Source organism: Photobacterium sp. R1 (assembly GCF_054600795.1).
In genome coordinates this window covers 129,413-153,005 of the sequence record NZ_BAAHZP010000010.1, presented here as the reverse complement: position 1 = coordinate 153,005, position 23,593 = coordinate 129,413, and the positions used below count along the sequence as shown (strand labels likewise).

Genomic DNA, 23,593 nt, shown 5'->3' with positions numbered 1-23,593 from the left:
ACAACTAACACAGAAGGCATCTTTCCTGTTGCCATGCTTTCCTCATTCATATCATTCAATGAACCTGATAGAAAGACTATGCCTTGATTGAGCTGGATTGCAAGGCGGGGAAACATATGCCCATGATTCCTTTCAAGAGGCAATACCATCCCTCACACTTACAAATCTCTGTATGAATTTCGTTTCCTTTGAAACCCATTCATGCCACGATGTGCACACTATTGCGCATTATGTCAATCAATGTGTCGATTCAGACCAGGTGAGGGAAAACCATGTTCACGTGCTTGAAAGTGCTTCTCAGTATTCCGGTGGGTATCGGGCTGTTGTACCCGTTCTTTTATCCCGACAATCCGGGCGGTATTCTCGGCGAGTTCAGAATGCTGGGGAATGCAGGCTTCGTCATCACGGCGGCACTCTTCTTTTTTCTGGTCTACCTGTATGCGAAAGATTTGATGCGATCACTGGAATTGGTCTCGCCATCCTCACAACAAGCCAGTCCCCGGAGTGTGTGGCTGATGTTTCTGCTTCCGTATAATTTCATTGAAGATTTTTTCATTATCAGAAATGTGTCCCGCTCCCTAGCCGCCGAGGCACAGGTGAACTCCGCGCTTTCCGGAATTCAGTCGTTCGGTTTTTCGATTGGCATGGTCTGGTGCGGCGCACAAATCCTGTCTTTGCTCCCCAACCAGATCGGCTCGGTTGCAGGTTTCATCGCCATTGTGTTCTGGATCTGGCACTGGGTCTTGATTCGCCGGATAAACGCGAGACTGGCAAAATCTCTTGCGGTGAACGGGGCATCTTAACCCGATGAATCCCAGATAAAAATGGAGGCATCGCCTCCATTTTATTAGACAGAAAAGCACCAGCTTCTGGATTTCATCAGTTAGAATCAGACCCGGCATACTGAATACTTTCAGTCAGCAATTTTTCCAGTTGATTGCTCGATGCGTAGACCCGAATGCCTTTCAGGTCACTCGGAACACTCTGCATGATAAAGTTCGCTTCCACAGGCATGATGGCCTCAGCGGCAAAACCTTCCGGAGGCGTAGCGACAAAATCGAACTCATAGATGCCGTCAAGCGGTGCGACCACATACACAAACGGGTTCAGCCGGACGTTGTCCCACCCCAGTGTCGAAGCAAATCCGGCAACCTTGATCTCCAGCTGCGGCGGATTGGTTTTCAGATAAAGCATTTCGATATCATTCACCTGAAACAACTTCGTTTCCGTATCCATTGTCTTGTCCTTCTTATTGTCGGCGTTATCGGCCTGACGATCGAGACTGGCATAGACTGAGACAGCGCCCAGCAAAATGAGCAATACAGTAAGAACGTATTTCATAGATATCATACCGATGGCTTGAGCGAGGCCTGTCTGATTGCTTCCGGGCTGATTTCATGTAACGGACAGCGTGATATCAGCCCCCATTTACCCGGAAAATGCTCTGATCCCCGAGCATGGATTTGGATTAGATGTGTTTTTGTCTGCTCTTCGTTGCAACCAATGACGGCAGCCAGAGCAGACAGATCGCACCAACCCGATTCGGACTGCTCCAAAATCGTTTGCAGCGTCAGCTGGCGGGCCTGGTCAATCTTTCGCTGATCCCGGTTTTTATACCATTCCAGCGACATGTTCCCCAATATCGCAACGATAGAGCCGATGATTGCACCGACAACCCCCACCAGCGCAATCCAGAACTTGGTATTGCTGACAACCTGGCTGGCAATATGCGTAAGCTCTAAATCTGTCATGCTATGTCCCCATTGTTCAATCCGTGAACGACCCAAAATATCGATGTGTGATGCTTTTCACGGGCAATCACTCATCAGACAACCAACATATGCTTCCTTCCGGAATATGCTTCTTTCCGAGAATAGACGTCCCGTGCAAGCCCCAAAGATTTTTCTGCTCATTATGTGTTCATGGTCATATTCTGTGCGACCGGTCGCTGGACAGCCATCAGCTACCCGTTTCCCCTCAATTCGGATGGCGCCGATGCATCCAGCCCGACGGTGCCTCATTCCCGGCGTCAAAAGCGTCTGAAATAGACTACATTTCAGATCACACAGCTCATCAGCATGCATGAAGGAAGGATATGCTTAAGTTATTGATCATTTTCGGAAGCACCCGTCCCAAGCGGGGTGGTCTGCCCGTCGCACTCTGGGTATTGGAGGAGGCCAGGCAAGCGGGCACCTTTGACGTGACGTTCGCGGATCTGAAAACCGTGAATCTGCCATTGCTCGATGAACCTGAGCACCCGGCTCAGCAAAAATACACCAAAGATCACACCAAAGCCTGGAGCCAGACAGTCAGTGCCGCAGATGCGGTTGTCTTTGTCACCCCGGAGTACGATTATTTTCCGCCGGCCGCTCTGGTCAATGCCATTCAGTTTCTGGCAAAAGAATGGGCCGAAAAGCCGATTGGGATTGTCAGTTACGGCGGCGTCTCAGGCGGACTGCGTTCTACACAGGCTCTGCGGCTGCTACTGTCCGCAGTCAATAACATGACGCTGTCCGGATCCGTTCCGATTGCTTTTTATCAGCAATACATCAAAGAAGATGGCGCTCTGGAAGCCAATGAACCGATGAAAAAAGGACTACATGGTCTGCTCGCAGAATTACATCGCATGGCTGTACTGGTCCGTCAGAATCAATAGACAGTTCTGAGAAGCAGAAAAGTCGAAAGGCGGGTACCGCTTAGTTCGGTACCACTCTTGCGGTACTGCCTGAGATATTCACCCGGACTTTCTGACCGACACGGAAAACCATATTGGGATCGGCAGCCTGAACGATGGCAATGGTGTCGCCGGAATCCAATTTGATGGTCAGGTTTACCCCGTTGCTTTCAGACATGCTTTGCGAGGCTTTGTTACCGGCGTAACCACCCAGCAGACCACCACCAATTGCGGCGATATCAGAACCTTTACCGCCCCCGACCGTCGAACCAATCAGACCACCAATGGCTGCCCCTGCAATCGTACCGGCGACATTTTGCTCGCCCTGAATCGTCACAGGGTCAATCTGGACAATGGTGCCGTATTTCACTTGCTGAATATGCTGAGCCTGAGACCTGCCATAGCTGTTCCCGTAGGGATTGCTGGCACACCCGCTCAGTATCAGCACGGCCATACACAAGATTAATAGTAAGTACTTCACAACATCACCTGCCCGTTTTACTTCACCTGGACGCTAAAAGTATAGCAAGACCCGGATGTTGCCAGTGACTAATCCTTGAGAGCCTGCGCCTGTTCAGCGCGGGGATTATCCCGGCCGCTGAAACGAAGTCCAGGACAGTTTCATCACTGATTATTGACTCAATGTTCTGAAAAGCGATACAGCGTCCTGTCGCCTGACTCCTAAAATTTCAGACAGTATTTGATGCGTGTCTCTTTCACGGGCTCTGGTCACAACGCCCGTGACAGCTTCCAACAGGAACCTGCCATCAATTCAACATGGAGCTCACACATGAAACCAAAACAGCTTTTACTGAGCCTGGCCTGTTCACTTTGTGTGTTCATGGCACATGCTTCCGAAGAAAGCCCGGCCCCAGCTGTCGATGACATGGGGATCCCTGTCAATGCAGGGTTTCAGGGAACAATGGAACTTGACGTCAGAGATTCGAAAGCAGACTGGACACCTTTCACCCCGAAAAAGGCCAAAGAAGGTTCTCCCAATATTTTATTTGTACTCTACGACGATACCGGCTTGGGTGCCTGGTCACCTTATGGTGGCAGAATCAATATGCCGACGCTTGACCGAATCGCGCAAAACGGCCTCACTTATACCCAATGGCATACAACGGCCCTGTGCTCACCAACCCGTTCTACCCTTCTAACCGGTCGAAATCACCACTTAAACGGGATGGCAGCCATTACGGAAGCCGCAAATGGATTTCCCGGTGCCAGTGGCCGCTTCCCGGATCAGGTCACAACCATTGCCGAAGTCTTAAGAAACAATGGATACAGTACCTTTTGGATCGGTAAGAACCATAATGTTCCGGAGCAGGATGTTGCACCGGGCGCCGCCCGCAAAGAGTGGCCGACTCAACAGGGATTCGATCGCTTTTACGGATTTCTGGGCGGCGAGACCAATAACTGGTATCCGGATTTAGTTGAAGATAACCGCTTTATTGATGCACCTTACAGTCCGGAAGATGGCTACCATCTGTCAAAAGATCTGGCTGATCAGGCAATAAAAATGCTGCGAAACCAGAATGCAACCAACCCATCCAAACCCTGGTATATGTGGTTTAACCCGGGCGCCAACCATGCACCGCATCATGTCGCGAAAAAATGGTCAGACAAATACAAAGGTAAATTTGACGATGGCTATGATGCATACAGGGAATGGGTGACCCAAAAAATGATCGAAAAAGGCATCTTGCCTGAAGGCACCGTCAACACGCCCATGAACCCCATGCCCAAAGATCAGGCAAACCCAGCTGATCATGTCCGCCCCTGGAATACCTTGAGTGATGATGAGAAAAAACTCTTCGCCAGAATGGCTGAGGTCTATGCCGGTTTTTCAGAATACACCGATGCTCAGGTGGGCCGTATCATTGACTACCTTGAAGAGACGAAACAGCTGGAAAATACCATCATCATTTATGCTGCCGACAATGGTGCTTCTGGCGAAGGGACTGAAAACGGCTCAGTAAATGAAAACAAATTCTTTAATAACTACCCCGATGACATTAAAGAAAACCTGAAGTATCTGGACAGTCTCGGCTCACCGGATACCTACAACCACTATCCGACCGGCTGGGCTTCAGCGTTTTCAGCGCCATTTAAAATGTTCAAACGCTACTCACAATTTGCGGGCGGGACCGCTGATCCCCTCATCATATCGTGGCCAAAAGGCATCAAGGCGAGAGGGGAAATACGGCATCAGTACCACCATTCGGTCGATATCGTCCCGACCATTCTGGAAATTACCGGGAATGAAATGCCCAAAGTGAATCATGGTGTTGAGCAGTATCCGCTCTCAGGCATTTCAATGGTTTACACCTTTGATGCGAAGCCGGATGATCCAACCCAGAAAAAAGTTCAATACTATTCAATGCTCGGTACACGCGGTATCTGGAAGGATGGCTGGAAAGCTTCTGCGATCCATTCGCCACTGACGGGTCACGGTCAATTTGATAAAGACGAATGGGAGCTTTATCACGTGGCAGTAGATCGCTCTGAATCTAAAAACTTAGCCAAAGAAAATCCGGAGAAATTGAAAGAACTGGTCGACACCTGGTTTGAAGAAGCCAGGAAAAACAATGTGCTTCCCTTAGATGACCGCAGTGCTGCTGAAGTTCTCGGCATTGAACGGCCATCTGAAGAAGCCCCCAGAGACACTTACGTGTACTACCCCGATACAGCACCGGTCCCGGAAGGGGTCGCCGTGAACATTCGGGGCCGTTCTTATAAAATTCTTGCCAATGTGGAAATCAAAGATGAAAACGCCTCAGGGGTCATCTTTGCCCATGGTTCCCGCTTTGGAGGACATTCATTGTTCCTGAAAGATAAAAAACTGTATTACGTCTATAACTTCCTGGGCATTCAGCCTGAGCAGGTCTTTGAATCGTCAGAAGAACTGAAACCCGGTAAGTACACGCTGGGCATGGCGTTTGAAAAAACAGGCACAGGTGAAAATGGTGAGATTCTGGGTAAAACCCAGCTCTACATCAATGACAAAGAAGTAGCTTCTGGTGAAATGAAAACGCAACCCGCGAAATTTACCCTGTCGGGCGACGGCCTATGTGTCGGCTATGACAGCGGCGATGCGGTCAGCGCCCTCTATAAATCACCGGGTGATTTCAAAGGCGGTGTCATACAGGCCGTTGGCGTGTCTGTTTCTGGGCAGCCGTATAAAAACCTGGAATTGGAAGCCAAACGGATGTTAATGCAACACTAATCCCATCATTCAAGCTTCCTCCGGCGCTTGCTGTTTACATCCCCTGCAAGCGAGCGCCGGATAGCTTCGATCGCCCCTCTCACAACATCCCCCTCGAAATACGAGCGGCTGAAATCAATGAGGTTAATCCTTGCACCTCAAAACTGCCTCCCTCAGAATGATGGTTTTCCAAATCAAACGGCAACGAAGAGAAACTCATGGCAGACGAACAGAACAAGCAGGATCGCTACAAAGCCAGACAACAGAAAGTAAAAGATGAGGTGGATGCCCGTGTCGCCGCCGCCCAGACAGAAAAAGGCATCCTGCTGGTGATTACCGGAAACGGTAAGGGGAAATCGACATCCGGATTCGGCACCATTGCCCGTGCAGTCGGGCATGGCCAGAAATGTGGTGTAGGCCAGTTCATCAAAGGCACCTGGGATAATGGCGAGCGGAATCTGCTGGAAAAACTCGGGGTCACATTTGCAGTCATGGGTACCGGATTCACCTGGGACACTCAGGACAAAACTGCTGATACGCTGGCCGCAGAAAAAACCTGGGCTGAATGTAAAAAGATGCTCACCGATGACAGCTATGATGTGGTGCTGCTGGATGAACTCACCTATATGCTGACCTATGGATATCTGGATATTGAAGACGTCCTGGAGACGATTGCACGCCGACCGCCAGAACAATCGGTCGTCGTCACTGGTCGCGGGGCCCACCGCCGTTTGACGGATATGGCGGACACCGTGTCTGAAGTGCGGAATGTCAAACACGCCTTTGAGAGCGGTATCAAAGCCCGCAAAGGCGTGGACTGGTAATTACCCGGATAACGGACGGGCTGCTGTGGCCTGGCAGGTCTCTGAAACATGGCAGAGATCGGCATTGATATCCTGACTTCCCAGCAGCCTCAGCCAGAGCGATGGCAGATGCTTCATTCGAACGGACGGACTTTCCAGCTGAACCGGACGTTGCAACTGCCAGTCCTGGTGCTCATCTTTGCTGGCAAAAACAAAGCGAAACGGCAGATAGTCGACCATGCCCAGACGCAGATCTGTGGCAATCAACTGCTCGTCCTGCGTTTCATAGCGCACAAAACGATCCGTAAAGGTTTCCAGCGCCTGTAAGGTTGTCGGTTTTGCAACGTCTTCAGGCCAGTGACCGCGAGATTTGACAATAAAAGCCACGTCGTGGCTACCATCCAGTAAAGAAGACAACCCTTCCCAGTATTGTTCGTTATCCAGCACAACGATACGCCACAACACCGTATTAAATGGTGTGGGAGTCACCAATACCGGCTGTCCCTCCAGTGCCGTCCCGGCAAGCTGTTTCTCGACCTTGTGCTCAATCAGATGAAGTGCCGCGACCGACCAGGCCAGATAAATCCCGGACAGAATGATCCCCGCCCGGCAAAGGCTGGCTATCCGTTCACGCCAGATCAGCGCCGCCAGCAACGTCAGTAGTAAGGGCAGCGTATAGAGCGGGTCAATGATAAAAATACTGGAGATCGCCACACTGACAGGCATAGGCCAGAACAATTGGGTTCCGTAGGCCGTAAAAGCATCGAGTAACGGATGCGTGATCAAACAGGCTGCCACCAGACACCACAGATGGCCAAAACCAAACTGAGTTGGCCGCCACCGCTGCCAGCAGAGCGTCAGCAGAAAAGAAAACGGAAAAAGTACAAACAATGAATGACTGAATCCCCGGTGTTTTACCATGTCTGAAACAGGATCACCGTAATCAATCAGAACATCTAAATCCGGAATGGTGCCGAGCATCGCGCCGGCCACCAGCACTTTCGGCGATGCTTTCCGTCCGGCAATCATACCGGCAACCGCAGCGCCCAAAGCGGCTTGAGTGACTGAATCCACCAACTGTTCTCCACAAATTTTTTCCCGATTGTATCAGAACAGTGCGCCAATGAAGGACACAGGTAACGTCCCGTCACAAAAAAACGGCCAGCCGCATAAGCAACTGACCGTTTTCATCAGACAAATCAGATAATTAGTTAAACAAACCTTTTAGCAATTTATCTGCGGCTTTCTGGACTTTGTCATCTTTGGATTTATCGCCCAGCAGTTTATCCAGACCCCGCTGAACTTCCTTATTGGCTTTTTCTTCCAGCCGGTCTGCTTCTTTCTTCGCTTTGGCTTCCAGCTCTTTCGCGCGCTTATCCAGCTCACTGTTCCGCTTCACCAGTTCCTTGAAATTCACCTTATAGTCGGGTGCAAGCCAAGTTCCGGTAATATCCAGCGGGACGGTAATATCTGCCACCTCATCAACCGATTTACCGCCCTGCCCTTTGCTGGTGGCAACCAGTGAGGTATCAATCTGGAAATCCAGCGTCTGTTCGATCAGATCAGTATTTCCACGGCCATCCACACGCAACAGCGGCGAAGCCAGATACATATTGTTGGTGGAAGCTTTCCCGTCTTTCAGGACGAAAGTCGCCGTCATCGCAGAGAAGTCGGTTTTCTTCGCTTCATCACCTGCAGAATCAGACTTGCCTTTTAACTTCGCTTTGGCATCACGAATCATCTTCGGAATATTAATGCCGTTCACTGCACCATCCGCAAAGTTGATGGCAACAGTACCGTCGAGGTTTTTCTTCAGACGAGATTCCGCCAGGCCTTTGCCTTTCACTTCGACTTCAATATTTCCTGTACCCGCCAGAATATCGTTATCCGCAACATCCTTCAGGAGCGGCTGAACCTGAACCCCTTTGATAGTTTTAGTGACCTGATAAACCGGCAGCTTACCCGTCGCATCCAGACGGGCCTTAGCAGCAATCGTGCCGTCATAAAGCTCCGCTGCGAATTGATCCAGATCCAGTACACCGTTCTTGATTGCAAAGGCCAGATCCACATGGCTGAGTTTGGCATTTGCCGCCACAAACCGGCCAACTTTCACGGTTCCGGCAACGTCGAACTGTTTCAGTGCCGAGAGATCCGGCTCCTGATCACTGGCAGTTGCCGGTGCTGCAGGTGAAGCTGGTTGCTCCGCCGAAGCCGACTGCTTTTGTCCGGACTCCGCCTGTCCTGATCCCGCAGACGCTTCTTCCGGGCTGCCAATCCAGTTATCCACGTTGATTTCGTCGCTGTTCAGATCAAACCGGATCATCGGGATCGCAGCCTGTTTGAAAGACGCATCCCCTTTCAGAGCCAGCTCGTCTGCTTTCAGGGTAAACTGACTCAGCTTCGCCAGACTGGCTTTCAAATCATATTCAGCATCACCGGCAATACCGACCGTCATGGTCGGACGCGGCAGCGTTGCCCCTTCCAGCGAGGAATTCAGATCAAGCCCCTGAACCGAAACTTTGTTCTTGTCCTGATTCACCATCAGACGCATTTTACCGGAGGCATCAAAAGCCAGATCCGGTACCTGCCCTTTGGCAGCCAGAGACACTTCACCCCAGTCACCCAGCGTAAATTTGTCCAGTTTCACCGTGACCTTTTCCAGCTTCGTCCCGGCTTCCGTCATACTGGCAGACAATTCCGTATTGCGCAGTGACGCATCATCCAGGGTTTCCGCAATCTGTAAGCCAGTTTTGCCCTGAGCGGTAAAGCGCATCGCACCATTTTGTCCGGCCAGATCAAAACTCAAATCAGCCCATTCACCCGGCGCAAACTGACTCAGATTCAGGTTCAGCGAATCCAGTGCCGTCATCGTACCGGCTTTGTCATCACGAATACTGACACTGGCATTCTCCAGCGCAATACCTGCCAGACGAATCACCCACTTCTCGCCGGTTGCGGTTTCCCCTTCAACCACCGGTTCACCGTCACCGGCTGGCTGCGGTTGCGGTTCTGTCTGACTACTTTCCGGTGTCGGCTGGGCGGTTGAACCCGATTCGCCAGTCAAACCATCCAGGTTACTGACACCGTCTTTGCGTGTCTGAATAAAGACACGGGCATCTTTTAAAGTGACCCTGCCCACTTCCAGCTGATGTGAGAACAATGGCAATACAGAGACGGACACACCGGCTTCATTAAACTGCACCAGATTTGGCTCGGCGAACCCTTCCGGATTCCGGAATTCCGTGCGGCCAATATCAAAACCAATACTCGGGAAGAAACGCCAGCTGATGTCACCTTCCATCACCAGATCCCTACCCGTGGCTTTCTTCACCTGTTCTGCAATCAGGGGTTTGAACTGATTCGGATCGATCAGCGTTACTAAAACGCCGATACCCACGACGACCACCACGACAATCGCCAGTAGCAAATAGAGAATTTTCTTCATTTTGTCCTCAGGAACCTGTGCCAGGGGAGTTAGATTTTTTGCTCACAGCACAAAAAAATGCCAACAAAAAATGTCAAAATACCGGCTTCATTAAAGCAAAAAATAAGGCCACCGTTAAGGTGACCTTATCAAACAGAATGCAATTTAATGAACTTGAGACCAAAAATCAGCCGTGTTTTTTCTCGTCTTCACTGATCCGGCTGGCCACCGCACCCTGCTGATTCTTGTACTTGGCGTTGGCCCTTTTGTTATAAGGCTTTTCTGCCGAGCCCGACAGTATCTCAAAACTCAGGGCACCAATCGGCATGTGCGGGCGCAGCGCCAGCGGCAGACGGCCACTGTTATAAAATTCCAGCACGATTCGGCCTTCCCAGCCCGGATCAATCCGGTGTGCAGTCACGTGCACCATCAGACCCAGTCGCGCCAGCGAAGAACGGCCATCCAGCCAGCCGACAATATTGTCCGGCAATGTGACGGATTCATGCGTCACGGCCAGCGCCAGCTGTCCCGGATGCAGAAAAAAAGCATCGCCGTTTTCCACGACAATCTCATCGCTCATCACTTTGTCCATCTGAGCCGCAACATCTTCTTTCTTCCCGGACAGGTCGATATAAGGTGCGCCGTGGTCATTGAAAATACGGAACTTGTTGCCAAGTGTCACATCCACGGTCAGGCCACTGATCACATCGTTTGACGGGCGTGGCTCAATACTGATTTTACCTTCATCAAGATAAGTCTTAATGTCCTTGTCACAGAGTCTCATGTTGCGGGGTCTCTCCAGGGCAAAAATTCAAAAACAGTCAGAAATATACCCAAATCACCTCTGAAAAAGCATTCAGGTCACTTGGGTATATTCACGTGCCGACACTATAACGAGCGTGCTGCATCAGGTCTATCTTTGCTTGACTCAGCCACTTGTGATTTGCCTCCGGGGCCAGAGACAAAAAAGGCTGACCTGCGTCAGCCTTTCTGCTTTTTACGCTTTCAGCAAGCGGGCAATGTGTGCTTTCAGCACATCGATTGCAATCCGGTTTTTACCGCCACGCGGAACGATAATATCCGCATATTGCTTTGAGGGTTCAATGAACTGCATGAACATTGGGCGAACCGTTTTCTGGTACTGCTGCAGAACCGATTCCATGGTCCGGCCACGCTCAGCCACATCACGCTGCAAACGGCGCAGCAGACAGATATCCAGCGGCGTATCCATAAAGACGGTTGCATGCATCAGATTACGCAGACGCGGATCCGTCAGCAGCAGAATCCCTTCCAGAATGATCACCTTCTTCGGTGTCAGCGTGGTGGTTTCCTGCGTACGCGTGTGTTCACTGTAACTGTACTGAGGAACTTCAACTGCATCACCGCGAATCAGGGTTTCCAGATGCTCACACAGCAAATCATGGTCCAGCGCATTCGGATGGTCATAGTTGGTTTTGACCCGCTCATCCATGCTCAGGTGACTTTGATCGTTATAGTAACAATCTTCCGTAATAACACCGATCTGTTGATCGCCTACTTTTTCTTTCAACTCATTGTAAACGGTTCTGGCGATCAAACTTTTACCGGATGCAGACGCGCCTGCAATCCCGATAATAACGCACTGGTGTGAATGTTCAGACATATCAGAAAGCACCTGTAAGATAATCTAGCGGGTCTTTTACTCAAACGCAGCAAATCGCTGACAAAATGTGTCAGCACTATACTGCAGGTAAAAAATAAACCGCACGATTATAAGGAGTTGGTGCCTGGGATGCCAGAGCAAATGCGATCTTAATCGCAAAGCATGATGCAAATGCAACGACAACCCAGGTGAAAACAGTTACATCATCTACAATTACAGCGTTTTGATACTGATTTGCTCTGCCACTGGTTGCCCATGCCAATAGAGTCGGCTGGCAACCCGACCGGCCAGTTCAACATAAGCTTTCGCCTGCTCGCTGTCCGGAGAAGCGGCAACTGTCGGCAACCCCTGATCGATATCCTGACGGATCTGAATATGCAGCGGCAATTGTGCCAGCAACGGAATCGCATAATCCCGCGCCATCTTCTCTGCGCCGCCGGTTCCGAAAATCGGTTCATGATGACCACAGGCACTGCAGACGTGGTAACTCATGTTCTCGACCACTCCCAGCACAGGAATATTCACCTTATGGAACATGTTGACCCCTTTAATAGCATCGGCCAACGCCAGATCCTGCGGCGTAGTAATCACGACAGCACCGGTCACCGGCATCTGTTGAGCCATTGTCAGCTGGATGTCCCCGGTCCCCGGCGGCATGTCCACCACCAGATAATCGAGGTCCGGCCACAAGGTTTCATTCACGATTTGCGACAGTGCTTTTGATGCCATCGGACCGCGCCAGACTGTGGCATTTTCGGCTGGCACCAGATAACCGACGGAATTGGTGTACAGGCCATGTGCTTCGACCGGCGACATCATTTTGCCATCGGGTGAAGATGGTTTTTCATCGCCAGCCCCCAGCATCATCGGTACTGAAGGCCCGTAGATATCCGCATCCAGCAACCCGACTTTGGCACCGAGCGCCTTCAAACCCAGCGCCAGATTCACTGCGGTGGTCGATTTACCGACACCACCTTTAGCGGAACTGACTACCAGCAGGTTTTTCACACCTTTGAGTGGCGACTTCCCGCCAGCTGCGAGCGGAGCCACTCTGACCGAAATCGTCACGTTCAGATTACTCACCCGCTGCTTTGCCTGTTGATCGCCAATCCAGTCGGCCAGTGCACCGGCCACACTCGAAGCTGCAAAAGGCAACGTAATGCTGAGCTGCCCGCCGCCCTGCCATTGAACAATTCCCGGTGTGTCTGCCCATTCATGCTGCAGCCAGGGGTGGGTGAACTGATTCAGCCAGGTACATAAGCTTGATTTATCCGCAAATGGACCCACGGGATGATTCGACATTGGAATTACCTGCTCCGTTGTAGAAATACGCTGTTGTTATCCTACCACTTTCCATCGCGGACAGCTGCAATTGTCAGACTATGAATCACGCCTGCCTTGGGGTAGTATTCAAGGCTTAATATCTTTTTTACCCATCATGAGCGAATAGAGAAATATGGCTGCAAACCCAAGAAAAATTCTGGTGACCTGCGCCCTGCCGTACGCTAACGGTTCTATCCACCTTGGCCACATGCTTGAGCATATCCAGGCGGATATCTGGGTGCGCTATCAGCGCCTTCGCGGCAACGAAGTTCATTTCATCTGTGCAGACGACGCACACGGCACACCAATCATGCTCAAGGCCCAACAGATGGGGATGGAGCCAGAGCAGATGATTGCCGAAGTGAGCAAAGAGCACCAGGCGGATTTTGCTGGCTTCGATATCAGTTTTGATAACTACCACAGCACGCATTCTGAAGAAAACCGCGAGCTGTCTTCTTTCATCTATACCGAACTGAAGAAAAACGGCTTTATTACCAGCCGCACCATTTCTCAGCTGTTCGACCCAGAGAAAGAAATGTTCCTGCCGGACCGTTTCGTGAAAGGCACCTGCCCGAAATGTAAAGCAGAAGACCAGTACGGTGATAACTGCGATAACTGCGGCGAAACTTACAGCCCGACCGATCTGATTAACCCGAAATCAGCGGTTTCCGGTGCGACGCCGGTGATGAAAGACTCCGTCCACTTCTTCTTCGATCTGCCGCAGTTTGAATCCATGCTGAAAGAATGGACCAAGTCGGGCGCGCTGCAGGAAGAAACAGCCAATAAAATGCAGGAATGGTTCGACGGTGGTCTGCAGCAGTGGGACATTTCCCGTGATGCGCCCTACTTCGGCTTTGAGATCCCGGGTGAAACCGGCAAATACTTCTACGTCTGGCTGGACGCACCCATTGGCTACATGGGTTCATTCAAAAACCTGTGCGACAAACGTGACGACCTGAACTTCGACGAGTTCTGGAACAAAGACAGTTCCACTGAGCTGTACCACTTCATCGGTAAAGACATTGTGTATTTCCACAGCCTGTTCTGGCCAGCAATGCTGGACGGTGCCGGTCTGCGCAAGCCGAACAATGTCTTCGTTCACGGGTATGTCACAGTGAACGGCGCGAAAATGTCCAAATCAAAAGGGACTTTCGTGAAAGCCGGCACTTATCTGAATCACCTGGATCCTGAGTGCCTGCGTTACTACTACGCTGCCAAGCTGAACAACCGGATTGATGATCTGGACATGAACCTTGAAGATTTCACCCAGCGCGTAAACAGCGATGTGGTGAACAAGATCGTCAACCTGGCTTCCCGTAACGCTGGCTTTATTACCAAGCGTTTCGACGGCAAGCTGGCTGACAGCTTTGCAGAACCGGCACTGTATCAGGAATTCGCTGCTGCTGCCGATCGCATTGCAGAACTGTACGAAAACCGTGAGTTTGGCCGTGCCATCCGGGAAGTGACTGCGCTGGCGGATAAAGCCAACCAGTATGTGGATGAGAAAGCCCCATGGGTTGTCGCGAAAGAAGAAGGCAAAGATGCTGAGCTGCAGGCAATCTGCTCTGTCGGTATCAACCTGTTCCGGGTTCTGATGACTTACCTGAAGCCTGTCATGCCAAAACTGGCTGAGCGTGTTGAAGCATTCCTGAACGAAACGCTGACCTGGGAAGGGATTGCACAGCCACTGACCGGCCATGAAATCTCCAAGTTCAAAGCACTGTTCAACCGCATTGACAGTAAGCACGTGGAAGCGATGATCGAAGCATCAAAAGAAGATGCTGCTGCAGAAAAAGCCGCTGCAACCCCACCGGCTGCCGGCCCGCTGATTGATGAGCCTATTGCAGATGAAATCGACTTTAACGACTTTGCCAAAGTGGATCTGCGCATTGCTAAAATCATCAGCTGTGAGTCTGTACCGAAAGCAGACAAACTTCTGAAATTCCAGCTGGATATCGGCGGTGAAACCCGTCAGGTCTTCTCTGGCATCAAATCAGCATACAATCCGGAAGATCTGGTCGGTAAGCTGACCGTGGTGGTTGCAAACCTCAAACCACGGAAGATGAAGTTTGGCATGTCTGAAGGCATGATCCTGGCTGCTGGCCCTGGCGGTAAAGACCTGTGGCTGCTGGAACCCCATGATGGTGCCCAGCCTGGGATGCGAGTGATGTAATTTATCGCCGCACAAATTGAACACAAAAAAGGAGCGAAAGCTCCTTTTTTATTCTGTTCGAACTTCCTTTCACATCAATCCTGCCCGTTTCATATCTTCCGTTCCAGAGCAAGGAACAGATGCCCGACAGAAATTGCTTTTGATTTATTCGCAAAGAACAGACGATCGAACCAAAAAATGCTTGCTATATCAGTATACAAAGCAACCAAAAGGTTTTTGTTTTGTTAAAAGATATGAGCATTAAGTAACAAACATCTCAATAAAGTGTGATCTCAAACAAGCTTTAAATCATGACATTGATTTTACACCACGACTTCGTAACCGGAACTGGTAATCTGCTCCGCGCTCTGAAGCTCAAAGAATAGAGCAGTAAACAGAGCAACTTATAATAAGGAGTGTTCTTTCATGAAAACCCAAAACAAAAAAATGTCCCTGACCACCCGCATTATTATCGGCATGGTTGCGGGTATTTTGACTGGATTTGTTATCCGCTCGCTTTTCGCGGACGTCCCTTTTGTACACGACTATATCGTCAATGGTTTGTTTGAAGTCGGTGGCTCTATCTTCATTGCCAGCCTGAAAATGCTGGTTGTGCCACTGGTCTTCGTTTCTCTGGTGTGCGGTACCAGCACCCTGAGCGACATCAGTACCCTGGGCCGTCTGGGCGGAAAAACCCTCGCCTTTTACCTGACCACAACAGCGGTCGCTATTACACTCGCCCTGACCATGGGTACGCTGTTCAAACCAGGTGAAGGGGCTGACCTTGCCGCTGCAACCTCTTTTGCTGCCAAAGAAGCGCCATCTCTGGGCCAAGTTATTATCGGTATGTTCCCGACGAACCCGATTAACTCCATGGCACAAGGTAATACACTGCAAATCATTGTCTTTGCCCTGCTGTTTGGTATTGCAATCAGCGCTGCCGGAAAAGCGGGTGAACGCATTGCCGGTATCTTTGCCGATCTGAACGAAGTGATCATGAAGCTGGTTGCTTTGCTGATGCACATTGCCCCTTATGGTGTGTTCTTCCTGATGGCGAAGCTGTTCACAGGTCTGGGGCTGGATGCTATCAAGAACCTGATCAGCTATTTCATGGTTCTGAGCGGCACCCTGATGCTGCACGCTCTGGTGACTTATGGCCTGATGCTGAAAGTGTTCTCCGGCCTGAGCCCGTTCACTTTCTTCAAGAAGATGGAAGATGCGGTCATGTTCGCTTTCTCCACCGCCTCTTCTAATGCGACCATTCCTGTAACGATGGAAACGGCAACCAAACGTCTGGGTGTCAGCAACAAAGTTGCTTCATTCACCGTGCCACTGGGTGCAACCATCAATATGGATGGCACCGCAATTATGCAGGGTGTTGCGACCGCATTCATTGCGCAGGCATTCAACGTCGATCTGACCATGGGTGACTACATGGCCGTGATCCTGACAGCCACCCTGGCCTCTATCGGCACAGCCGGTGTACCGGGTGTGGGTCTGATCATGCTGGCCATGGTTCTGAACCAGGTGGGTCTGCCTGTTGAAGGTATTGCCATCATTATGGGTGTGGACCGACTGCTGGATATGATCCGTACTGCGGTCAACATTACCGGTGACAGTGTCGTGACCTGTATTGTCGGCAAGTCAGAGAACGAGATGGACATCAAACGCTTTAACGACCCGAAAGCGGGTGAGAAAGACGAAGAAGTTCATCTGCATAAAGCCTGATCCTGCTGACGACAACGCAACTCCCCTACACGCCAGTCTTCCGGGACTGGCGTTTTTGTTCCTGCAGGAAAACCTTTACCGGGGCTCAACCTGGTTTCAATCCTGTTTCATCGCACAGCCCGAGATTACCCCTCAGTACGAGGTTGTACTGAGCGCATCAATTGAATCTGTTGGATCAATTGCTGAATCTGAGCATTTCCGGGAACCATCAGAGCCAGCTTCTGCGCATAAAACAACGCCTGATCAAAGTCTTTCAGCTGAAGATAACTCTGCACCACGGTGTAGTAAATCTCTGGGTTTTGGGGAGCGACTTTCATCGCCTGATGCATATACCCCACCCCCTGGCGCGTTTGTCCCAGTTCCTGCAGTAATAATCCATAAGCATAGAGATAATCAGCGTTCCCTTCCGAGTATTCCACCGCCCGTTTCAGGAACGGGGCTGCGTTTACTTTCTCCCCGCTTCGTACCCAGCTCATCGCTTTGGCATACAACACGCTCGGTTCGTTCGGATGAACCTTCAGCGCCTGATCCAACACAGCTCGCGCTTTCAATTCATCCCCTTTCACCCGGTATACATCAGCCAGATTGACATAGGCCGGTATAAAAATCGGTTCCACTTCAATGGCTGCCAGAAAATGCGACTCAGCTTCGTCCATCTCCCCCAGCGCCAAAGCCAGATTTCCCAGATTTGCATACGAAAAGCCACGATCCGACTGATAGCGCTGCATGTCGCGATAAATCGCCAATCCCTGCTCCAGCACAGATTTCTGTGCCTCGGTCAGTTGTATCACATGCGGCATGGTCAGCATTGGGGCCAGCGCTTGCGCCGCACTGGCTCTGATGGGTGCGCGATTATCCTCCAGCAATGGCGCCAGTAAACGATAGCGCTCAGCAACGGGATACAAAGCCGTCGCACTGATCGCGGCTTGTCTTTTCAGAGGCTCATCTTCACGGACAGCGCGTGCAATCGCGACCTGTGAATTTCTGTCGGGATAAGCGGCCATCCGGACAATCGCAGATGCCCGGACAATCTCAGGATACTGGCTGCTCTGGGCGATCCGCGTCAGCGACTCCGAAGCAGAGAGCGCCCCCTGATCCGCGGCCTGAAATGTGAGTGAAAAATGTTCGGGAGACCGGTGCGTGCTATGGGGAAACCATGCTTTGATTTGCTGGCTAGCCCACTGTGCGGATTGATCAGCATGGCACTGCTGGCACGCATTCGGCGCCTGGGTTTTGACGGTCAGATCGGGGCGCGGAATCCGAAAACTATGGTCACGCCTAGAATCGATCTGCATGTAAGTCGTGGCTGGCATATGACAGTCAACACACTGACTCCCGGCACGACCTGCGGCATGCCGGTGATGCGTGGTATTGTCATAGGTTGTTGCACTGTGGCACTGAATACAGGTTTGATTGCCGGGCAGGACCGTTTCTCCGGAATGGGGATTGTGGCAATTGGTGCAAGTCACCCCAGCCTGATACATCTTGCTTTGCAGAAACGAGCCCCAGACATAGTCTTCCTGCCATATCTGACCATCGACATGATAAATGTCTGAGGTCAGCAAAGCGCCCTGATAGTCTTGCGAAAAATGATGCGGTGCTGTTCTGTCTGACAGTTGGGTCCGGCGTGCATGACAAGTAGCACACACGGCAACCTGCCGGCTCTCTTTCAACCCTGTCATTGCTTTCATCTGACCATTGGGCTGAGAAACAAATAGTGGCGTTCGTTTTCCGATCGGTTGAGGATAACCTTTTTGTGAAATTTCAGTGTTGCCCCTCGCCCATTCCAAATGTTGCTGGCTACGGCCATGGCATGCTTCGCAGCTGACATTTACTGCACTGTAAGTGGACTGATAGTGCTGGGTTTTCGGATCGAAATTTTTCTGAAAATCAGTTGTATGGCAATCGGCACACATTTGATTCCAGTTTTGCCCCATTTGAGTCCAGTGAAATAAATCATGTGTTTTTTGATCCGGATATAACTCAAACCATCGTGTTCCACCTTCAGATTCTGACCGGCTGTCCCAGGCAAAAGGGATGAATTGAATTTTTCCCTTCCCCACAGAAATTGCATATTGCTGCAAAGGATAGTACCCAAAGGTATAGCGCACTGGATACCGGACCACCTCGCCAGAATCACCCTTTATTTCAACCAGATACTCACCATCATCAATGCGAAGCTGAAACTGTAAATTGTCTTTTTGAAGTTTGATGTTTTGAAAATTACCAAGAACCGTCTTTTCAGAAGCAGGCGACATGGCATGAAAATGATGGGAACCCTGCCATTGCTGTACTTCTTTTTCATGGCAAGAAGCACAACGGCTGACCTCAAATTTTTCCGCAGCGGTCAGCGCGGACAGGGACATCAGGCTGATGAAAATCAATAAATTCATGAGATAACAATGCGGCATAACACAATTTGTTCTTCATTAAGATTTGATTGATATATCAATGATAATTGAGATTCACAAAAATACCCTGAAACAGAAGTTTCCCCGCCCCGCCCTTTCCCAATCCAACCCGTCGCGGTTCAATTCAAGGTTTTCCGAATCCTGACTGCACTATAAGAAAGCATTCCAGACCACAGAACGCACTTAAATAGTGCAACAAAAAACTCTCGTTTTCTTTTGGGGGATTCTTCTCACCCGTATCCACCTGAGTTTTTCTCAATTTCAACCCCGTTGAAAAGCTGGCTCAGTTTTTGCGTTATTCAGTCATCAGCACGCTTTTTCTATCTCCCACAGGCAGTTGGAAAGGCATGCTTTTTGCCCATGCACATGATTGAAATGCTGGGGTAAAACGTCGTTAAGAAACTGCACACAAGCTTCAATAAGCTGACTTCAAAACAGAATCAAAACGTCAAAGAGGAACAACAAAGTATTGATGCCACTCATCTGGCAGATAAGGAGTCGATATGTGGATTATTCTCGGTTTAACGCTGACGGTACTGGCACTGACAGCCTGGTATTTCTACAACAAGCAACAACAGGCACAAACCGAAGCCCACTTTGAGCAGATTCTCGGATTACGACAGCTGATTCAGCTGCTGCGCCAGCACAGACGTTTATCGCACAGCCATCTGATGAAAAGTTCAGGTCATACAATCCCGGTCTTTCATGAACAGGACGTGATCCTGCAAATGAGCAGCCAGCTGGTCAGTCAGGTCAGCCTGGAACAAAAGCCAATGTACCGTATTCTGGACCAGAACCTGCAGCAGCTGTGTCATGAGTGGCCTGCACATTCATTGTCCCGAAATCAGGCAATGCACGGGAAAAGCATCCGTCATGCGATGTATCTGATTGATGACCACTTAACCACCAGCATGCTGCTCGCCGACAATGACAGTCTTTTTGATCAATACCAGCAATTCTGGCCGGTCACTCTGAATGCGCTGGATACTTTGGCTCAGTTTCGGGCAACGGTGGCCTCGTTTCGTCCCGGGAAGATCAAAACTGAAGTGCTGCTGCGCCGCCACCTGAATTTGCTGCAACGCCGTTTAGGTCAGATGAACCTGATGTTGTCTGTACCGGGGCCATCCCTGATGGCCGATCAGCTGGAACAGGATCTGGACACACTGTTGCAATCCGCCAGTGCTACCTATGCATGCAGGCTGGCACTGTACAAATTATCGCTCAGCTTGTCGGACAATATATTCTGCCTATTTGACGCCAAACTGCTTGAAATTGCCCACGCGCTAGCAATTGATGACTTTCCCACCGACATCCCTGCCAGTCTGGTGCCGCTGCTGGAAAAGTCGAAGGCTGACACCGCAGACGCTGAACAGCTCAAGCTACAGGCCTGAAATAAAAAACCCAGCCAAAAGGCTGGGTTTTCATTCAAATCAGGTTCAGAACAAATCTGACCAACTTAACCGATGTGTGTCAGGCCGCCCATGTACTGGCGCAGTACTTCTGGGATCTCGATACGGCCGTCAGCCTGCTGGTAGTTTTCCAGAATGGCAACCATGGTACGGCCAACAGCCAGACCAGAACCGTTTAGGGTATGAACCAGCTCAGGCTTTTTCTCACCTTTACGGCGGAAACGTGCCTGCATCCGGCGTGCCTGGAAATCACCAACATTTGAGCAAGAAGAGATTTCACGGTACGTGTTCTGAGCCGGCAGCCAGACTTCCAGATCGTAAGTCTTCATTGCGCCGAAGCCCATATCACCGGTACACAGAATCACTTTACGGTATGGCAGGTTCAGCAATTGCAGTACTTTTTCTGCCTGACCGGTCAGTTCTTCCAGTGCAGCCATTGAATCTTCCGGACGGGTGATCTGAACCAGCTCAACCTTATCGAACTGGTGCATACGGATCAGGCCACGGGTATCACGACCATAAGAACCGGCTTCTGAACGGAAACATGGCGTATGTGCTGTCATCTTGATTGGCAGATCTGCTTCTTCAACGATGGTATCGCGAACCATATTGGTCAGCGGTACTTCAGCTGTCGGGATCAGTGACATACCAACGCCTTCTTCAGTCGCAGGCTTGGTATTGAACAGATCTTCACCAAACTTCGGCAGCTGACCCGTACCGTACAGACTATCCTGGTTCACCAGGTAAGGGACATACATTTCTGTATAACCATGCTGTTCAGTGTGCAGATCCAGCATAAACTGTGCGATCGCGCGATGCAGACGGGCAAACTGGCCTTTCATCACGATGAAACGAGAGCCGGACAATTTCACAGCACTGGCAAAATCAAGACCTTCGCCCATTTCACCCAGATCGACGTGGTCTCTCACTTCGAAATCAAAAGACTTCGGCTCACCCCAGCGAGAAATTTCGACATTCTCTTCTTCGTCTTTACCAAAAGGTGCCGACTCATCCGGGATATTCGGGATAGACAGTTCAATATCGCTCAGCTGCGACTGGATTTCTGCCAGCGCTTTTTTTGCTTCGTCCAGTTCAGATCCCAGACCCGCAACTTCAGCCATGACTTTTTCGGCTTCTTCGTGCTCGCCCTTGCCTTTCAGCTGACCAATCAACTTCGAGCGGGAGTTACGCTGGGACTGCAGTTCTTCCGTTTTTACCTGGATCGACTTACGTTGCTCTTCCAGGGAACGAAGTGTTTCTACATCAAGGGTAAACCCACGTTGCGCTAATTTTTCTGCTGTCGCGTCCAGCTCAGTTCGAAGAAGTTTAGAATCTAGCATGCTAATCCTGTGCTCGTCATAGAATGTTGCACAAAGTTTAATCCGAATGCGGATTAAATCAGTTGAAATCTGAATACGTTAGAACCCCTAACGTACGTCCACAAACCATACCCAAAAAAACCGGTTATTGATAGCGTTTCTGCGGGCTTTTTGCATCCAAAGAAGCCAGATAATCCAGCTTCTCACGAATTTTACCCTCTAAGCCTCGTTCAGAAGGCTGATAATACCGTTTCCCCTGCATTTCAGGCGGGAGATAACACTCACCCGCCGCATACGCGCCGGGTTCATCATGGGCATAACGGTACTCTGCCCCATACCCCAGCTCTTTCATCAGTTTGGTGGGGGCATTTCTCAGGTGCGGCGGCACTTCAAAGTCCGGTAAATTCGCCGCATCGGCTTTGGCCTGATTGAACGCCGTATAAACCGCATTACTTTTCGGAGCACAGGCCAGATACACAATCGCTTGTGCAATCGCCCGCTCACCTTCATAAGCACCCACCCGGGTGAAACAGTCCCAGGCCGCAATCGCGACCTGCATCCCGCGCGGATCGGCGTTGCCGACATCTTCCGAAGCAATTGCCAGCAAACGGCGGGCAACATAGAGCGGGTCACAACCGGCCTGCAGCATCCGGGCATACCAATAGAGCGCACCATCCGGACTGGAACCCCGAATCGATTTATGCACGGCAGAAATCATGTCGTACCAGAGATCACCTTTGTTATCGAACCGGGTCACTTTCTCACCCGCAACTTCTGCCAGCAAATCCAGTGTGATGAGTTTCTGACCTTCCTGCTCTTCGGCCATATCAGCCAGCAGTTCAAGGTAATTCAGTGACATCCGGGCATCGCCGTTCACCAGTTGTGCCAGACTTTCTTTCACTTCCGGTGCAAAGGCCAGGCTGTCATCCTGAACCCCACGGGATTTATCCGCCAGAGCCTGATTGATGACGGTCAGAATATCGTCCCGGGTCAGGGATTTCAGCTTATACACCCGGGCACGGGACAATAATGCGTTATTCAGCTCGAATGACGGATTTTCCGTGGTCGCCCCGATGAAGGTCACGGTGCCGTCTTCAATATGGGGCAGAAAAGCGTCCTGCTGGCTTTTGTTGAAGCGGTGCACCTCATCTACGAAGAGAATGGTTCGACGGCCAGCCTGTTGGTTCTGATGCGCTTTATCAATGGCCGCGCGAATATCTTTCACTCCGGAGGTCACTGCAGATACCCGTTCGACTTCAGCATTAGCATAGTGAGCAGCCACTTCTGCCAGTGTGGTCTTTCCGGTGCCCGGTGGTCCCCACAGAATCATGGAATGGAGATGCCCGGCTTCCAGTGCTCTTCGCAGCGGTTTTCCAGGCCCCAGGATATGCTGCTGCCCGATATACTCTTCAACAGTACGTGGCCGCATACGAGCGGCTAGCGGACGAAAATCCGAGGCAAAGTTAAGACTGAAGTTATCCACACTGACCATCCAAAACT

18 protein-coding genes are annotated in these 23,593 nt (G+C 50.6%); 7 read left to right on the top strand and 11 right to left on the bottom strand.

Features of this window, described 5'->3' with window-relative positions; all coding sequences use genetic code 11:
• Positions 1–272: 272 nt before the first annotated feature.
• A complete protein-coding gene (locus ACYP03_RS17060; protein ID WP_459781226.1) occupies positions 273–803 on the top strand; it encodes a hypothetical protein in 531 nt (176 codons plus the stop codon).
• A 76-nt stretch (positions 804–879) separates the two neighbouring features.
• Here ACYP03_RS17060 and ACYP03_RS17055 read toward each other — a convergent pair whose 3' ends face one another.
• Both ACYP03_RS17055 and ACYP03_RS17050 read right to left on the bottom strand, forming a co-directional pair.
• The gene (locus tag ACYP03_RS17055; RefSeq protein WP_459781225.1) at positions 880–1,341 is read right to left on the bottom strand and encodes a hypothetical protein; all 462 of its coding nucleotides are present in this window, start codon (positions 1,339–1,341) and stop codon (positions 880–882) included.
• A 5-nt stretch (positions 1,342–1,346) separates the two neighbouring features.
• Positions 1,347–1,751, bottom strand: a complete 405-nt coding sequence (locus ACYP03_RS17050; protein WP_248140960.1) for a hypothetical protein — start codon at positions 1,749–1,751, stop codon at positions 1,347–1,349.
• 344 nt (positions 1,752–2,095) lie between these two features.
• Between ACYP03_RS17050 and ACYP03_RS17045 the strand changes: the two genes are divergently transcribed.
• The gene (locus ACYP03_RS17045; protein WP_459781223.1) at positions 2,096–2,656 is read left to right on the top strand and encodes an NADPH-dependent FMN reductase; all 561 of its coding nucleotides are present in this window, start codon (positions 2,096–2,098) and stop codon (positions 2,654–2,656) included.
• A gap of 40 nt (positions 2,657–2,696) precedes the next feature.
• Here the strand turns inward: ACYP03_RS17045 and ACYP03_RS17040 are convergent, their stop codons facing one another.
• The gene (locus ACYP03_RS17040) at positions 2,697–3,128 is read right to left on the bottom strand and encodes an outer membrane lipoprotein (protein ID WP_248141693.1); all 432 of its coding nucleotides are present in this window, start codon (positions 3,126–3,128) and stop codon (positions 2,697–2,699) included.
• Positions 3,129–3,464: 336 nt separating this feature from the next.
• Here ACYP03_RS17040 and ACYP03_RS17035 point away from each other — a divergent pair, with 336 nt between their 5' ends.
• Positions 3,465–5,903 (top strand): arylsulfatase, encoded by a 2,439-nt coding sequence (locus ACYP03_RS17035; RefSeq protein WP_459781221.1) that lies wholly within the window; start codon positions 3,465–3,467, stop codon positions 5,901–5,903.
• Between the two features lie 197 nt (positions 5,904–6,100).
• The gene (gene cobO / locus ACYP03_RS17030) at positions 6,101–6,706 is read left to right on the top strand and encodes a cob(I)yrinic acid a,c-diamide adenosyltransferase (RefSeq protein WP_330959129.1); all 606 of its coding nucleotides are present in this window, start codon (positions 6,101–6,103) and stop codon (positions 6,704–6,706) included.
• Here cobO and ACYP03_RS17025 read toward each other — a convergent pair whose 3' ends face one another.
• The 5 genes from ACYP03_RS17025 to apbC all read right to left on the bottom strand — a co-directional run bounded on the left by ACYP03_RS17025 (position 6,707) and on the right by apbC (position 13,053).
• Complete coding sequence (locus ACYP03_RS17025) at positions 6,707–7,759, bottom strand: metal-dependent hydrolase (RefSeq protein ID WP_459781219.1); 1,053 nt, start codon at positions 7,757–7,759, stop codon at positions 6,707–6,709.
• 133 nt (positions 7,760–7,892) lie between these two features.
• Positions 7,893–10,130, bottom strand: coding sequence for an AsmA family protein (locus ACYP03_RS17020; RefSeq protein WP_459781217.1), 2,238 nt, complete (start codon positions 10,128–10,130; stop codon positions 7,893–7,895).
• A gap of 166 nt (positions 10,131–10,296) precedes the next feature.
• Positions 10,297–10,893, bottom strand: coding sequence for a dCTP deaminase (dcd, locus tag ACYP03_RS17015; RefSeq protein ID WP_248140970.1), 597 nt, complete (start codon positions 10,891–10,893; stop codon positions 10,297–10,299).
• Between the two features lie 213 nt (positions 10,894–11,106).
• Positions 11,107–11,751, bottom strand: coding sequence for a uridine kinase (udk, locus tag ACYP03_RS17010; protein ID WP_459781215.1), 645 nt, complete (start codon positions 11,749–11,751; stop codon positions 11,107–11,109).
• A 213-nt stretch (positions 11,752–11,964) separates the two neighbouring features.
• Positions 11,965–13,053 (bottom strand): iron-sulfur cluster carrier protein ApbC, encoded by a 1,089-nt coding sequence (apbC, locus tag ACYP03_RS17005; protein ID WP_459781213.1) that lies wholly within the window; start codon positions 13,051–13,053, stop codon positions 11,965–11,967.
• Between the two features lie 154 nt (positions 13,054–13,207).
• Here apbC and metG point away from each other — a divergent pair, with 154 nt between their 5' ends.
• On the top strand, positions 13,208–15,247 hold the full coding sequence (gene metG / locus ACYP03_RS17000) for a methionine--tRNA ligase (protein ID WP_459781211.1): 2,040 nt from the start codon (positions 13,208–13,210) through the stop codon (positions 15,245–15,247).
• Between the two features lie 405 nt (positions 15,248–15,652).
• On the top strand, positions 15,653–16,954 hold the full coding sequence (locus ACYP03_RS16995; RefSeq protein WP_248140977.1) for a dicarboxylate/amino acid:cation symporter: 1,302 nt from the start codon (positions 15,653–15,655) through the stop codon (positions 16,952–16,954).
• Between the two features lie 125 nt (positions 16,955–17,079).
• On the opposite strand, the gene ACYP03_RS16990 is transcribed toward ACYP03_RS16995, so the two are convergent.
• A complete protein-coding gene (locus ACYP03_RS16990; RefSeq protein ID WP_459781210.1) occupies positions 17,080–19,347 on the bottom strand; it encodes a tetratricopeptide repeat protein in 2,268 nt (755 codons plus the stop codon).
• 521 nt (positions 19,348–19,868) lie between these two features.
• Between ACYP03_RS16990 and ACYP03_RS16985 the strand changes: the two genes are divergently transcribed.
• Positions 19,869–20,756 carry a hypothetical protein gene (locus ACYP03_RS16985; RefSeq protein WP_459781208.1) on the top strand — a complete coding sequence of 296 codons (888 nt, stop codon included), beginning with the start codon at positions 19,869–19,871 and terminating at the stop codon, positions 20,754–20,756.
• A gap of 65 nt (positions 20,757–20,821) precedes the next feature.
• On the opposite strand, the gene serS is transcribed toward ACYP03_RS16985, so the two are convergent.
• Together serS and ACYP03_RS16975 are read right to left on the bottom strand one after the other, a co-directional pair.
• On the bottom strand, positions 20,822–22,114 hold the full coding sequence (serS, locus tag ACYP03_RS16980; protein ID WP_459781205.1) for a serine--tRNA ligase: 1,293 nt from the start codon (positions 22,112–22,114) through the stop codon (positions 20,822–20,824).
• A 124-nt stretch (positions 22,115–22,238) separates the two neighbouring features.
• Positions 22,239–23,576, bottom strand: a complete 1,338-nt coding sequence (locus ACYP03_RS16975) for a replication-associated recombination protein A (RefSeq protein ID WP_459781203.1) — start codon at positions 23,574–23,576, stop codon at positions 22,239–22,241.
• Positions 23,577–23,593: the final 17 nt, after the last annotated feature.

Excerpts from the sequence above, each read along its gene's own strand:
- ACYP03_RS17060 (WP_459781226.1), top strand. The coding sequence starts at position 273 with ATGTTCACGTGCTTGAAAGTGCTTCTCAGTATTCCGGTGGGTATCGGG.
- ACYP03_RS17055 (WP_459781225.1), bottom strand. The coding sequence starts at position 1,341 with ATGAAATACGTTCTTACTGTATTGCTCATTTTGCTGGGCGCTGTCTCA.
- ACYP03_RS17050 (WP_248140960.1), bottom strand. The coding sequence starts at position 1,751 with ATGACAGATTTAGAGCTTACGCATATTGCCAGCCAGGTTGTCAGCAAT.
- ACYP03_RS17045 (WP_459781223.1), top strand. The coding sequence starts at position 2,096 with ATGCTTAAGTTATTGATCATTTTCGGAAGCACCCGTCCCAAGCGGGGT.
- ACYP03_RS17040 (WP_248141693.1), bottom strand. The coding sequence starts at position 3,128 with ATGGCCGTGCTGATACTGAGCGGGTGTGCCAGCAATCCCTACGGGAAC.
- ACYP03_RS17035 (WP_459781221.1), top strand. The coding sequence starts at position 3,465 with ATGAAACCAAAACAGCTTTTACTGAGCCTGGCCTGTTCACTTTGTGTG.
- cobO (WP_330959129.1), top strand. The coding sequence starts at position 6,101 with ATGGCAGACGAACAGAACAAGCAGGATCGCTACAAAGCCAGACAACAG.
- ACYP03_RS17020 (WP_459781217.1), bottom strand. The coding sequence starts at position 10,130 with ATGAAGAAAATTCTCTATTTGCTACTGGCGATTGTCGTGGTGGTCGTC.
- dcd (WP_248140970.1), bottom strand. The coding sequence starts at position 10,893 with ATGAGACTCTGTGACAAGGACATTAAGACTTATCTTGATGAAGGTAAA.
- udk (WP_459781215.1), bottom strand. The coding sequence starts at position 11,751 with ATGTCTGAACATTCACACCAGTGCGTTATTATCGGGATTGCAGGCGCG.
- apbC (WP_459781213.1), bottom strand. The coding sequence starts at position 13,053 with ATGTCGAATCATCCCGTGGGTCCATTTGCGGATAAATCAAGCTTATGT.
- metG (WP_459781211.1), top strand. The coding sequence starts at position 13,208 with ATGGCTGCAAACCCAAGAAAAATTCTGGTGACCTGCGCCCTGCCGTAC.
- ACYP03_RS16995 (WP_248140977.1), top strand. The coding sequence starts at position 15,653 with ATGAAAACCCAAAACAAAAAAATGTCCCTGACCACCCGCATTATTATC.
- ACYP03_RS16990 (WP_459781210.1), bottom strand. The coding sequence starts at position 19,347 with ATGAATTTATTGATTTTCATCAGCCTGATGTCCCTGTCCGCGCTGACC.
- ACYP03_RS16985 (WP_459781208.1), top strand. The coding sequence starts at position 19,869 with ATGTGGATTATTCTCGGTTTAACGCTGACGGTACTGGCACTGACAGCC.
- serS (WP_459781205.1), bottom strand. The coding sequence starts at position 22,114 with ATGCTAGATTCTAAACTTCTTCGAACTGAGCTGGACGCGACAGCAGAA.